This is a genomic window from uncultured Modestobacter sp. (assembly GCF_947486615.1).
Taxonomy (GTDB): domain Bacteria; phylum Actinomycetota; class Actinomycetes; order Mycobacteriales; family Geodermatophilaceae; genus Modestobacter.
In genome coordinates this window covers 140876-154278 of the sequence record NZ_CANKUD010000010.1, presented here as the reverse complement: position 1 = coordinate 154278, position 13403 = coordinate 140876, and the positions used below count along the sequence as shown (strand labels likewise).

Sequence of the window (13403 nt, the reverse complement as noted above, 5' to 3'; positions counted from 1 at the left end):
GTACCCGAGCGGCCCGACCCCGGGTCGCACCCACCGCGCGACCTGTCGCGGTAGAGAGGCTCACCAGTCGTGGAACAGTTCTTCCCGTTGATCCTGCTCGTCCTGGCGTTCGCCCTGCTCATCGTGCTGCCGGCCCGGCAGCGGAAGAAGATGCAGGCCAACGCCGCGGCGCTGCAGGAGTCGCTGACCGTCGGCACCCCGGTGATGCTGACCAGTGGCATCCACGGCACGGTCGCCTCCCTGGGTGAGGGCACCATCGGCCTCGAGGTCGCCCCCGGCGTGGTGGTCACCGTGGCCCGCCCGGCCGTGATGGAGGTCCGCCAGCCCGCCGGCACCGTCGGTCCCCAGGGCAGCACCGGCGCCACGGGCACCGTCGAGGGCACCGTCGACGGCGACGGCGGCCCCACCGACCGCGCGCGCTGAGCCGGGTACCCCGCATGGCCGCCCGCCAGCTCCCCGCGCGGCGCTACTTCGCCGCCTTCCTCCTGATCGTCGCGGCGCTGTACGCGCTGGTGTTCTTCACCGGTGACACGCGCACCCCCCAGCTGGGCCTGGACCTCCAGGGCGGCACGACGGTCACGCTCACCGCCCGCACCCCGGACGGTCAGGCCCCCGACCCCGAGGACCTCGAGCTCGCCCGGCAGATCATCGAGCAGCGGGTGAACGGGCTCGGGGTCAGCGAGGCCGAGGTCGTCACCGAGGGCGACAGCAACATCGTCATCTCGGTCCCCGGTGACAACGGCGAGCGGGCCCGGGAGCTGGGCGCGACGGCCCAGCTGCGGTTCCGGCCGGTGCTGGTCGGACCCGAGGCAGCAACCCCGGCCGCCACCGAGTCCGCCGCACCCACGGACGGCGCCGAGGCGACCGACCCTGCCGCGACCGACCCTGCCGCGACCGACCCTGCCGTGACCGACCCTGCCGTGACCGACCCTGCCGCCACCTCGGCGGCGCCGACGGACGGCGCAGCGGAGACCACCCCGCCGGCCGCGACGGGCAGCGGTGCGGTCAGCGACCCCGCGGTCGCCGACGCGGACGCCCCGGCGGTCACCCAGGAGGAGGCGGCCGCGGAGTACGCGACCCTCACCTGCGACACGACCTCCACCGAGGTCGACCGCCCCGAGTCCTACATCGCCGCGTGCTCCGACGACGGGACGGCCAAGTTCCTGCTCGGCCCGGCCGTGATCGAGGGCACCGACGTCTCCGACGCCACCGCCGGCACCGCGCAGGGCACCGGTGAGTGGGTCGTGGACCTGGACTTCACCAACGCCGGTTCCACCGCGTGGGCCGACTACACCACCGCCAACGTCGGCAACAGCGTGGCGATCACGCTGGACGGCCGGGTGGTCTCCGCGCCGCGGATCAACTCGGCGATCGCCGGTGGCACCACCCAGATCTCCGGCAGCTTCGACCAGACGTCGGCGACGGAGCTGGCCAACCAGCTGAAGTACGGGGCCCTGCCGCTGACCTTCGAGCAGGCCACCGCGCAGACGATCACCACGGAGGTGGGCGACGAGCAGCTGCGCGCCGGGCTCATCGCCGGCGCCATCGGCGTCGCGCTGGTCTTCCTCTACGCGCTGCTCTACTACCGGCTGCTGGGCCTGGTGATGATCGCCAGCCTCGCGCTGTCGGCGGTGGTCGTCTACGCCGCCCTGGTGCTGCTGGGCCGGGAGATCGGCTTCGCCCTCAGCCTGGCCGGCATCGCCGGGTTCATCGTCTCGATCGGCATCACGGCCGACTCCTTCGTCGTCTACTTCGAGCGGCTCAAGGACGAGGTCCGGGAGGGGCGCAGCCTGCGCAGCGCCACCCCCCGGGCCTGGGTCCGGGCCCGGCGCACGATCCTGTCCGCGGACGCCGTCAGCTTCCTGGCCGCGGCGATCCTCTACTGGCTCGCGATCGGTGACGTGAAGGGCTTCGCCTTCACCCTGGGCCTGTCGACCGTGCTGGACCTGATCGTGGTCTTCCTGTTCACCCACCCGCTCATGGCGGTGCTGAGCCGGGTCAAGAGCTTCGGCAGCAACCGCTTCTCCGGCCTGGGCCAGGTCCAGCACAGCCGCCGGCCGGCCGCACCGGCCCGGGCCGAGCGCGAGCTGGTCGGCGCCGGCACGGGCAGCACCAGCACGAACGGGAGCAACCGATGACCCCGCGCGACCGCAGCGCAGCCGACCGGCCCGACCAGGACCCGGTCGAGCACCCCGTCGACGAGGTGACCGCCGACGGGACCTCCGCCGGCGATGCCACGGACGACTCGGTGACCGGCGACCAGGTCAGGGCGGACCAGGTCACCGACGACGGGCCGGCGGTGCCGCTGGGCACCGACGCCGACGAGCAGGTGGACGAGCAGCGGGTGCGCGACCAGGCTGCCGCGGACAGCAGCGGGGACGACGCCCTGGCCGACGCCGGCCTGGCCGCGGCGGGCGACGGCCGCCGCCGGGCACCGGCGCGCGGGTCGCTGGCCTCCCGGCTCTACAACGGCGAGGTCGGCCTGGACGTGGTCGCCCGGCGCCGGTTCTGGTTCCGGGTGACCGCGGTCGTGGTGCTGCTCTGTGCCCTGACCATGGTGTTCCGCGGATTCAACTTCGGCATCGAGTTCGCCGGTGGCAACAGCCTGCGGCTGCCGGCGACCAGCGAGCAGCTGGCCGACGTCCGGCAGGCGGCCGAGGACGCCGGTGCCCAGGTGTCGAGCGTCCAGGTCGTCGGTGGCGATTCCCTGCTCGTGCGCACCGCGGCCCTGGACAACGACGCCGAGACCGCCGTGGTGGCCGCGGTCGCCGAGGCCGCCGGCATCGACCCGGACCAGGTCAGCCCGCAGTCGGTCAGCGCCGACTGGGGCGGGGACGTCACCAACCAGGCGCTGATCGCCCTGGCGGTCTTCCTGGTGGCCGTCGTGCTCTTCCTGGCGGTGCGGTTCCGGCCGACGATGGCGATCGCCGCGATCGTGGCCCTGCTGCACGACATCATCGTGACGGCGGGCATCTACGCGCTGATCGGGTTCGAGGTGACGCCCTCGACCGTGATCGGCCTGCTGACCATCCTGGGCTTCTCCCTCTACGACACCGTCGTGGTGTTCGACAAGGTGGACGAGAACACCAAGGACCTGGGCAAGAGCGCCCGGTCCACCTACGGCGAGGCGGCGAGCCTGGCGGTCAACCAGACCCTCATGCGCTCGATCAACACCTCGGTGATCGCGCTGCTGCCGGTGGCCGGCCTGCTGTTCGTCGGCGCCGGGCTGCTCGGTGCCGGCACGCTCAAGGACCTGGCGCTGGTGCTCTTCGTCGGCCTGGCCGCCGGCACCTACAGCTCGATCTTCCTGGCCACGCCCGTGCTGGCCGAACTGGAGGAGCGCAAGCCGGAGAACCAGGCGCTGGCCAAGCGGGTCATGGCCCGGCGCTCCGCCGAGGCACGACAGGGCACGACCCGGGGCGACGCCCCGGTGGCCAGCGCACGCCGGGCCCGCGGCGCCGCCCGCGGTGCCACGGTCGCGGTCGCCGAGCGGCCGGAGGTCCTGCCGGACCGGCCCGCGGCCGACGTCCAGGTCGAGTCGCCGGCGTCGGTCCAGCGCACCGTGGGCGGTGGCACGACGGCTCCGCGGCCCGGCCAGCGCCCGCAGCGCCCGGCCGGCAGGAAGCGGCGGTGACCACCGCACCGGTGAGCGGTGACCAGCTGCCGATCGACGAGCTGGTCGCCACGGTCGCGGTGACGATCCCGGACTTCCCCGAACCGGGGGTGCTCTTCCGCGACCTCACCCCGGTCTTCGCCGACCCGGTCGCGTTCCGCCGGGTGGTCGACGCTCTCACCGAGCCCGCCGACGTCGACCCCCGGGCCGCGGCGCTCAGCGGCACCAACGGGGGGCCGGGCTTCGACGTGGTCGCCGGCATCGAGGCCCGTGGCTTCCTGCTCGGGGCCGCAGTGGCCCTCGACGCCGGCACCGGCGTCGTCCCGGTGCGCAAGGCCGGCAAGCTGCCGCGGGAGGTCGTGTCGGCCTCCTACGACCTGGAGTACGGCGCCGCCACCCTGGAGCTGCACACCGACTCGATCGAGCCCGGGCAACGGGTGCTGGTGGTCGACGACGTGCTGGCCACCGGCGGCACGCTGCAGGCGGCGATCGCCCTGGTGGAGCAGCTGGGCGGGATCGTGACGTCGGTCGCGGTCGTGGTGGAGCTGCTGGGACTGGGGGGCCGGGAGCGGATCGCCCCGCACCCGGTGCACGCCCTCTGGCGCACCTGACCGCCAGCCCCCTCCGGGTGAGCGCACCCGGCGATCTCCCCCGCGCCGCGGCTAGCATGGGGAGGGTCATCCACTCCTCAACAGTGCAGGAGCTCCCGTGGCCTCTGACGTCGTCGCACCGCAGACGTCCGGCGCGCCCCCCGTCGAGGAGGCGCCGCCGCGGGTGACGCTGCCGCAGCGGCCCGCCGTCCGTCGTCCCGACGACGTGGCACCGGAGCCCGGCGGGGAGAACGACGCCGCGCCCCGCCGCCGGGTGCGCGACCGGCTGGCCCGCCGAATCGTGGCCGGCCAGCGATCCACCGGCATCCGCCCGGTGCTCGAGCCGTTGGCGGCACTGCACCGGCAGAGCCACCCGAAGGCCGACCTGCTGCTGCTGCAGCGGGCCTACGACGTGGCGGAGGAGGCGCACTCCGCGCAGAAGCGCAAGAGCGGTGACCCCTACATCACCCACCCGCTGGCGGTGGCCACCGTGCTCGCCGGGCTGGGCATGGACACCACCACGCTGGTCGCCGCGCTGCTGCACGACACCGTGGAGGACACCGGCACCACGCTGGAGTCGATCACGACCGACTTCGGCCCCGAGGTCGCGCACCTGGTCGACGGCGTCACCAAGATCGACAAGGTCAAGTTCGGCGACGGTGCGCAGGCCGAGACGATCCGCAAGATGATCGTCGCGATGTCCCGCGACCCCCGGGTGCTGGTCATCAAGCTGGCCGACCGGCTGCACAACATGCGCACGCTGCGCTTCCTCCCGCCGGAGAAGCAGGAGAAGAAGGCGCGCGAGACGCTGGAGATCCTCGCCCCGCTGGCCCACCGGCTGGGCATGAACACCATCAAGTGGGAGCTGGAGGACCTCGCGTTCGCCACGCTCTACCCCAAGCGGTACGACGAGATCGTGCGGCTGGTCGCCGAGCGGGCGCCGTCCCGGGACACCTACCTGTCCGAGGTCACCTCGGCGGTGACCGACCAGCTGAAGTCGGCCAAGATCGAGGCGATGGTCGCCGGCCGGCCGAAGCACTACTACTCGATCTACCAGAAGATGATCGTCCGCGGCCGCGACTTCACCGACATCTGGGACCTGGTCGGCATCCGGATCCTGGTCGAGTCGGTACGCGACGTGTACGCGGCGCTGGGCATCATGCACGCCCACTGGCAGCCGGTACCGGGCCGCTTCAAGGACTTCGTGGCGATGCCGAAGTTCAACATGTACCAGTCGCTGCACACCACGGTGATCGGCCCGCAGGGCAAGCCGGTCGAGTTGCAGATCCGTACCCACGAGATGCACCGCACCGCGGAGTACGGCATCGCGGCGCACTGGAAGTACAAGGAGAAGGCCAAGGCCGCGGCGAAGGCCGGTGGCGGCAAGGCCGAGCTGGTGCCGGCTCCGGGCGCGCCCGGCGACGACATGCTGTGGCTGCGCCAGCTGCTGGACTGGCAGCGCGAGGCGCAGGAGCCCGGCGAGTTCCTGGAGACGCTGCGCTACGACCTCGGTCCGCAGGAGGTCTTCGTCTTCACGCCCAAGGGCGACGTGATCAGCCTGCCGGGGGAGTCGACCCCGGTCGACTTCGCCTACGCGGTGCACACCGAGGTCGGGCACCGGTGCATCGGCGCCCGGGTCAACGGCAACCTGGTCTCCCTGGACAGCAAGCTGTCCAACGGCGACGTGGTGGAGGTCTTCACCTCCCGGTCGCCCACCGCGGCGCCGTCCAAGGACTGGCTGTCCTTCGTCGGCAGCTCCCGGGCGCGCACCAAGATCCGGCAGTGGTTCACCAAGGAGCGCCGCGAGGACGCCGTCGAGGCCGGCAAGGACGCCCTCACCAAGGCGATGCGCAAGGCCGGCCTGCCGCTGCAGCGTCTGCTCGGCGGCGAGCAGCTGGCCACGCTCGCCGCTGACCTGCACTACCCCGACGTCAGCGCGCTGTACGCCGCGGTGGGGGAGAACCAGGTCTCGGCGCACTCGCTGGTCGAGAAGCTGCTCATCGCCCTGGGCGGCTCCGAGGGCGCGACCGAGGACATCGCCGAGACGGCGATCCCGACCAAGCGCACGATCGCCCGCACCGCCAGCGGCGACCCGGGCGTCGTGGTGCACGGCATGCACGACGTGTGGGCCAAGCTCGCCAAGTGCTGCACCCCGGTGCCCGGGGACGACATCCTCGGCTTCGTCACCCGCGGCGGGGGCGTCAGCGTGCACCGCACCGACTGCACCAACGCCGGCGACCTGCAGACCAAGCCCGAGCGACTGGTGGAGGTCGACTGGGCCTCGCAGCCCGGTGCGGTGTTCCTGGTCGCCATCCAGGTGGAGGCGCTGGACCGGCACCGGCTGCTCTCCGACGTCACCAAGGCCCTCGCCGACGAGCGGGTCAACATCCTGTCCGCGTCGGTGCAGACCAGCCGGGACCGGGTGGCGATCAGCCGGTTCACCTTCGAGCTGGCCGACCCCGCACACCTGGGCGCGGTGCTGCAGACGGTCCGCAACGTCGACGGCGTCTTCGACGTGGAGCGCGTCACGGCCTAGCCGGCCGGGTCGGGCGGCCCGGCTCAGGCGCGGGTGGCCAGGACGGCGTAGAGCGGGTCGCCGACCCCCGGCCGGGTCCGCAGCTCGACGGTGGGCTCGGTGAACCGGCGGCTGCGGCGCACCAGCTCGGCGATGACGGCGCCGTGCTGCTCGTCGTCGGTGGCCAGCCACCCGCGCACGGCCTTGGTCGGGAAGCACCGGTTCGAGTAGGTCACCGCCAGCACCCCGCCCGGGCGCAGCACCCGGCCCACCTCGGCCAGGACCTCGACCGGCCGGGTGAGGTAGTCGATGGACACGCAGCAGACGGCCGCGTCGACGTCGTCGTCGGGCAGCGGGATGGTCGGGTCGGCGTTCAGGTCGTGCACCAGCCGCTGCGTGGCCGCGGGGTTGGCCGCGAGCTCGTCGGCGTTCATGCCGAGCACGACCAGGTCGGCCGGCGGGGTGCGGAAGTGCGACACCCACGACGACATCAGGTCCAGCACGCGGGTGGGCCGGGGCGCCGCCCCGTCGATGCCCAGCTCGGCGTACAGCGCCCCGACCGCGGCGATCGCCGCGTCGTCGATGTGGGTGACCAGCCGGGCCGGTCGTAGAACCGCGCGTCCGGACCGTCGTCGGCGCGGTCGAAGAAGCCCGGGGGGAAGCCCGCGTACGGGTCGGCGGCCATGTCCCCAGTGTGCGGGCGCGGACGCAGGAGGGCCCGGTCCCCAGGTGGAGACCGGGCCCTCGTGCGTCGTGCGCTACTGCTGGACGGTGACCGACTCGATCGTCACCGGCGTGGCCGGGGCACCGTCGGTGGCCCCGCCCTCGATGCCGGCGGCCGCGATGGCGTCCAGCGTCGCCAGGCCGGCCTCGTCGATGGTGCCGACGACGGTGTAGTCGGGCTGCAGCTGGCTGTCGGCGTAGACCAGGAAGAACTGGCTGGCGTCGGTGCCCTGCCCGGCGTTGGCCATCGCCAGGGTGCCGCGCGGGTAGGTCTCGTCGCCGGTGACCTGGGTCGGGAAGTCGTAGGTCGGGCCGCCGGTGCCGGTGCCGCTGGGGTCACCGCACTGCAGCACGCTCAGGCCGCCGCTGGTGAGCCGGTGGCAGGGGGTGCTGTCGAAGAAGCCCTGCTGGGCCAGGTAGACCATGCTCGCCGAGGCGCAGGGTGCGTTCTCCTGGTCCAGGGTCAGCCCGATGTCACCGGCGGAGGTGGTCATCGTGACGTTCGCCGTCCCGGTGGTCGGCACCTCGGCCGGCGGGACGCCGACGTCGGTCAGCGTCTCGCTGCCGGAGGTGTCCGGCACGAAGTCGCAGGTGCCGTCACTGCCGTCGACCACGCCGGCCGCCGTGGAGTCGCCGGCGGCGGTGGCGTTGCCGGCGTTCTCCTCGTCGCCACCGAGCCCGGTGATGATGAAGACCGCGCCGATCACGGCGAGGACGGCGACCACGGTCACCCCGATCAGCGTGTTGCGCTTGCGCTTCTGGGCGAGCTCCTCGCGCCGCTCGAGCTGGCGCTGCAGACGTCGCTGGGCCGCCTCGCGGCGCTGCTTGTTGGTCGGCACTCTTCTCGGGCTCCTCGGCTTGCTGCGCTGTCTCACGGGCGGCCGTCCGGCTCCGCGCCCGTGGATGTCGAGAGCGCAGTGTAGGTGGGGCAGCTGTCCGCTCCCTGGCAGCGCGGCCAGAGCGCCGGGACGCCCGCGTAACCTGCACGGGTGCTCATCCGCTCCTTCCCCGCCGGCGCCTTCGGCACCAACTGCTACGCCGTCGCGTCCGGCGCCCGGCAGGAGTGCGTCGTGGTCGACCCGGGGATGGACGCGGTCGAGCCGCTGGCCGCGATGCTGGCCGCCGACGGGCTGAAGCCGGTCGCCGTCGTGCTCACCCACGGCCACCTGGACCACACCTTCTCGGTGCTGCCGGTGTGCGAGGGCTACGACATCCCCGCTTACCTGCATCCCGAGGACAGCGGCATGCTCGCGGACCCGGCACGCTGGCACGGCCCACAGCTCGCCCCGCTGATCACCGGCGTGCGCCTGCCGGACCCCGCCGACGTCCTGCCGCTGGCCGACGGGACGACGATCTCGCTGGCCGGGGTCGACCTGACCGTGCGGCACGCGCCGGGGCACACCCGCGGTTCGGTGGTCTTCTCCCTGGACCTGGGGGAGGCGCCCGGCCTGCTCGCCGGGGACGTGCTGTTCGCCGGCTCGGTGGGCCGGGTCGACCTGCCCGGCGGGTCGTGGGAGGACATGCTCGGCTCGCTGCGCGACGTCGTCCTGCCGCTGGACGACGAGACCGTCGTGCTCCCCGGGCACGGGCCGGCCACCACGATCGGGCGCGAACGCGCCACCAACCCCTACCTGGCCGAGGCGGCCGCCGCGCCCAAGGGCCGGGGCCTGTGAACGGGCACCGGACGGACCGACGAGTTGAGCGAGTGAGGGCACTGTGACCGAGCCGATGCGGGCTCCCAAGGGCACGTTCGACACGCTGCCCCCCGAGTCGGCGCAGTTCCTCGCCGTCCGGGACACCCTGACCGCGCCGCTGCGTCGGGCCGGGTACGGCTACATCGAGACGCCGACGTTCGAGGACACCGCCGTGTTCTCCCGTGGGGTGGGGGAGTCCACCGACGTCGTCGCCAAGGAGATGTACACCTTCACCGACCGGGGCGGCCGCTCGCTGACCCTGCGCCCGGAGCTCACCGCCGGGCTGATGCGCTCCTTCATCGAGCACCGGCTGTACGCCGGCGCGCTGCCGGTGAAGCTGTGGGCGGTCGGCTCCGCCTTCCGCTACGAGCGCCCGCAGGCCGGGCGGTACCGGCACTTCACCCAGGTCGACTGCGAGGCGCTCGGCGTCGACGACCCGGCGCTGGACGCCGAGGTGGTGGCGCTGGCCGTGCAGGGGTTCCGCGACCTGGGGCTGCGCGACTTCGAGCTGCTGCTGACCTCGCTGGGTGACGCCACCTGCCGGCCGCAGTACCGCGAGCTGCTGGTCGACTTCCTCGCGAAGTTGGACCTGGACGAGGACACCCGGCGCCGGGCGGAGATCAACCCGTTGCGCGTGCTGGACGACAAGCGCCCCGAGGTGCAGGCCCAGCTGGCCGACGCCCCGCTGATGGTCGACCACCTGTCCGACTCCACGAAGGCGCACTACGACGCCGTCCGGGAGCACCTGACCGACCTGGGCGTCCAGTGGACCGAGGCGCCGCGGCTGGTGCGCGGGCTGGACTACTACACGAAGACGACGTTCGAGTTCGTCCACTCCGGCCTGGGCGCCCAGTCGGCGATCGGCGGCGGCGGGCGCTACGACGGGCTCTCCGCCGCCCTCGGCGGCCCGGACCTGTCCGGCATCGGCTACGCCGTGGGCGTGGACCGCACGCTGCTGGCGGTGCAGGCCGAGGGGCTGGACGTGGTGGCGTCGAGCGGGGTGCAGGCGTTCGTCGTCCCGCTGGGCGCGGAGGCCAAGCGGCTCGCGGTGAAGCTCGTCGGGCAGCTGCGCGAGGCCGGCGTCTCCGCCGACACCGTCTACGGCGACCGCGGGCTCAAGGGCGCGATGAAGGCCGCCGACCGGTCGGGGGCCACCCACGCCGTCGTCGTCGGCGACCGGGACATCGCGGAGGGCGTCGCGCAGCTGCGTGACCTGCGCACCGCCGAGCAGGTCGCCGTCCCCCTGGGTGAGCTGTTCGACCGGGTGCGTGCGACGGTGGGGGCATGACCTCTTCGACTCCGCTGGAGACCCGCCCGCTCGGCCGCACCGGAGCCGACGTCTCGGTCGTCGGCCTGGGCACCTGGCAGCTGGGCGGCGACTGGGGCGACGTCACCGAGGACGACGCCGCCGCCGTCCTGGACGCCGCGCTGGACGCCGGGGTCACCCTGCTCGACACCGCCGACGTCTACGGCGACGGCCGGTCCGAGGAGCGCATCCGCAAGGCGCTGGCCGCCCGCGGTGAGCGCCCGTTCGTCGCCACCAAGGCCGGCCGGCGCGCCGACCCGTTCACCGCCGAGCAGTACACCCCGGAGAACCTGCGCGCCTGGATCGACCGCTCGCGGCGCAACCTGGGCGTGGACACCCTGGACCTGGTGCAGCTGCACTGCCCGCCGCCGACCGTCTACTCCGACGAGCGGGTCTACGACACCCTCGACGCCCTGGTCTCCGAGCAGGCGATCGCTGCCTACGGGGTCTCGGTGGAGACCGTCGCCGAGGGCCTGACCGCGCTGCAGCACGAGGGCGTGCAGTCGATCCAGGTGATCCTCAACGTCTTCCGGCGCAAGCCGCTGGAGCAGCTGCTGCCCGCCGCCGCCCGCGCCGAGGTCGGCATCCTGGCCCGGGTCCCGCTGGCCAGCGGCCTGCTGTCGGGCAAGTACTCCACCGACACCACCTTCGCCGCCGACGACCACCGCAACTTCAACCGCAACGGCGAGGCCTTCGACGTCGGCGAGACCTTCGCCGGGGTGCCCTTCGAGGTCGGCGTCGCCGCCGCCCGCGAGGTCGCCGAGATCGCCGGCCCGGACGTCACCACCGCCGCGTTCGCGCTGCGCTGGGTGATCGACCAGCCCGGTGTCACCACCGTCATCCCGGGCGCGCGCAACGTGCAGCAGGCGCTGGGCAACGTCGCCGCCGCCTCGCTCCCGTCCCTCACCCCCAGCCAGCTCGCCGACCTCGAGCGCGTGTACGACGAGCGCATCCGCGCCCACGTGCACGACCGCTGGTGACCCGTTCCCCCTTCTCGAAAGAGGCCTGAAGTGCTCCGCACCCACGACGCCGGCACGCTCCGCGCGACCGACGCCGGTTCCACGGTCACCCTCGCCGGCTGGGTCGCCCGCCGGCGCGACCACGGCGGGGTCGTCTTCCTCGACCTGCGCGACGCCTCGGGCTACGCCCAGGTCGTCGTCCGCGAGGAGGAGGCGCACGCGCTGCGCAACGAGTACTGCGTGCTCGTCACCGGTCAGGTGCAGGCCCGGCCGGCCGGGAACGAGAACGCCGAGCTGCCCACCGGTGAGATCGAGGTCGTCGCCAGCGAGCTGCGGGTGCTGTCCGCCGCCGCGCCGCTGCCGTTCCCGATCGAGACCGCGCAGGCCGCCGGTGACGACGTGCGGTACCGGTACCGGTACCTGGACCTGCGCCGGCAGGGCCCGGCCGCCGCGCTGCGGCTGCGCAGCGAGGTCAACCGGATCGCCCGCGGCGTCATGGCCGGGCACGGGTTCACCGAGGTGGAGACCCCGTCGCTGACCCGCTCCACCCCCGAGGGCGCGCGCGACTTCGTCGTCCCGGTGCGGCTGCAGCCCGGCCACTGGTACGCGCTGCCGCAGTCGCCGCAGCTGTTCAAGCAGCTGCTGATGGTCGGCGGGCTCGAGCGGTACTACCAGATCGCCCGCTGCTTCCGGGACGAGGACTTCCGCGCCGACCGGCAGCCGGAGTTCACCCAGCTGGACTTCGAGATGAGCTTCGTCGAGCGGGACGACGTCCTGGCCGTCGCCGAGGACGTCATCCGGGCGCTGTGGCGCGAGCTGGCCGCCTACGACGTGCCGGAGATCCCGCGGATGACCTACCGCGAGGCGATGGACCGGTTCGGCTCCGACAAGCCCGATCTGCGCTTCGGGGTGGAGCTCACCGAGCTGACGTCGTACTTCGCCGACACCCCGTTCCGGGTCTTCCAGGCGCCCTACGTCGGCGCGATCGTGATGCCCGGCGGCGGCTCGCAGCCGCGGCGGGCGTTCGACGCCTGGCAGGACTGGGCCCGCTCCCGCGGGGCCAAGGGGCTGGCCTACGTCACCATCGCCGAGGACGGCACGCTCGGCGGGCCGGTGTCGAAGAACATCTCCGAGTCCGAGCGGGCCGGGCTGGTCGAGGCCGTGGGGGCGAAGCCCGGCGACTGCGTCTTCTTCGCGGCCGGCCAGCGCCGGTCCGCTCAGGAGCTGCTCGGCGCCGCACGCAACGAGGTGGCCAAGCGACTCGAGCTCATCGAGCCCGGTTCGTGGTCGTTCCTGTTCGTCGTGGACTTCCCGATGTTCGAGGAGACCGAGGACGGCGACTGGACCTTCATGCACCACCCCTTCACCTCGCCCACCCCGGAGTGGCGGGAGCGGTTCGCCGAGGACAAGGGCGCCGCACTGTCGGACGCCTACGACCTGGTGTGCAACGGCAACGAGTTGATGAGCGGGTCGGTCCGCATCGCCGACGCGGAGCTGCAGGAGCGGGTGTTCCAGACCCTGGGCATGACCCAGGAGGAGGCCCGGGCGCAGTTCGGCTGGTTCCTGGAGGCCTTCGACTACGGCCCGCCGCCGCACGCCGGTGCCGCGATCGGCTGGGACCGGCTCACCGCCCTGCTGGCCGGGGTGGACTCGATCCGCGAGGTCATCGCCTTCCCGAAGACCGGCGCCGGCTTCGACCCGCTGACCGGGGCCCCCACCCCGATCACCGCAGCCCAGCGCACGGAGGCCGGCATCGACGTCGACCCCGACGCCGAGCCCGCTCCTGGTCAGCCCGGCGCCCCTGGCCCGACGGACCCCTCGAAGGGCTGACGCCGCCCAGCCGGTCGGTCATCGGCCGTTGCCCGCAGCCCTGGGTGCAGGGAGCCGCGGCATCGGGCCGGTGACCGGCCGGCGGTCGTCGATCGCCGGCCGGGGGCTCGGCGGCACCCGACCGGGGCGGCCGCGGCGATCGATGCAGTCGCTGCAGCGAGCGCGACGCGGTC

At 73.4% G+C, this 13403-nt stretch carries 11 protein-coding genes; 9 read left to right on the top strand and 2 right to left on the bottom strand.

Annotation, left to right across the window (positions count from 1 at the left end):
- Positions 1-69: 69 nt before the first annotated feature.
- The 5 genes from yajC to Q1A09_RS17765 all read left to right on the top strand — a co-directional run bounded on the left by yajC (position 70) and on the right by Q1A09_RS17765 (position 6739).
- Positions 70-423 (top strand): preprotein translocase subunit YajC, encoded by a 354-nt coding sequence (gene yajC, locus Q1A09_RS17785; protein WP_299957910.1) that lies wholly within the window; start codon positions 70-72, stop codon positions 421-423.
- Positions 424-437: 14 nt separating this feature from the next.
- Positions 438-2138 carry a protein translocase subunit SecD gene (gene secD / locus Q1A09_RS17780; RefSeq protein ID WP_299957908.1) on the top strand — a complete coding sequence of 567 codons (1701 nt, stop codon included), beginning with the start codon at positions 438-440 and terminating at the stop codon, positions 2136-2138.
- Positions 2135-3634, top strand: a complete 1500-nt coding sequence (gene secF, locus Q1A09_RS17775; protein ID WP_299957905.1) for a protein translocase subunit SecF — start codon at positions 2135-2137, stop codon at positions 3632-3634. Before secD ends, secF begins: the two co-directional genes overlap by 4 nt.
- A 26-nt stretch (positions 3635-3660) precedes the next feature.
- The gene (locus Q1A09_RS17770; RefSeq protein ID WP_366139803.1) at positions 3661-4224 is read left to right on the top strand and encodes an adenine phosphoribosyltransferase; all 564 of its coding nucleotides are present in this window, start codon (positions 3661-3663) and stop codon (positions 4222-4224) included.
- A 97-nt stretch (positions 4225-4321) separates the two neighbouring features.
- Entirely contained in the window at positions 4322-6739 is a 2418-nt protein-coding gene (locus Q1A09_RS17765) for a bifunctional (p)ppGpp synthetase/guanosine-3',5'-bis(diphosphate) 3'-pyrophosphohydrolase (protein ID WP_299957899.1), read from the top strand.
- Between the two features lie 23 nt (positions 6740-6762).
- Here Q1A09_RS17765 and Q1A09_RS17760 read toward each other — a convergent pair whose 3' ends face one another.
- Together Q1A09_RS17760 and Q1A09_RS17755 are read right to left on the bottom strand one after the other, a co-directional pair.
- The gene (locus Q1A09_RS17760) at positions 6763-7209 is read right to left on the bottom strand and encodes a class I SAM-dependent methyltransferase (RefSeq protein ID WP_299957896.1); all 447 of its coding nucleotides are present in this window, start codon (positions 7207-7209) and stop codon (positions 6763-6765) included.
- A 267-nt stretch (positions 7210-7476) separates the two neighbouring features.
- Positions 7477-8280 (bottom strand): peptidylprolyl isomerase, encoded by an 804-nt coding sequence (locus Q1A09_RS17755; protein WP_299957893.1) that lies wholly within the window; start codon positions 8278-8280, stop codon positions 7477-7479.
- 150 nt (positions 8281-8430) lie between these two features.
- Here Q1A09_RS17755 and Q1A09_RS17750 point away from each other — a divergent pair, with 150 nt between their 5' ends.
- The 4 genes from Q1A09_RS17750 to aspS are packed head-to-tail and all read left to right on the top strand — an operon-like array spanning position 8431 to position 13230.
- On the top strand, positions 8431-9114 hold the full coding sequence (locus tag Q1A09_RS17750) for an MBL fold metallo-hydrolase (RefSeq protein WP_299957891.1): 684 nt from the start codon (positions 8431-8433) through the stop codon (positions 9112-9114).
- 43 nt (positions 9115-9157) lie between these two features.
- The gene (gene hisS, locus Q1A09_RS17745; RefSeq protein ID WP_299957889.1) at positions 9158-10423 is read left to right on the top strand and encodes a histidine--tRNA ligase; all 1266 of its coding nucleotides are present in this window, start codon (positions 9158-9160) and stop codon (positions 10421-10423) included.
- A complete protein-coding gene (locus Q1A09_RS17740) occupies positions 10420-11421 on the top strand; it encodes an aldo/keto reductase (RefSeq protein ID WP_299957887.1) in 1002 nt (333 codons plus the stop codon). Before hisS ends, Q1A09_RS17740 begins: the two co-directional genes overlap by 4 nt.
- A gap of 30 nt (positions 11422-11451) precedes the next feature.
- A complete protein-coding gene (gene aspS, locus Q1A09_RS17735) occupies positions 11452-13230 on the top strand; it encodes an aspartate--tRNA ligase (protein WP_299957885.1) in 1779 nt (592 codons plus the stop codon).
- The last annotated feature ends 173 nt before the right edge of the window (positions 13231-13403 follow it).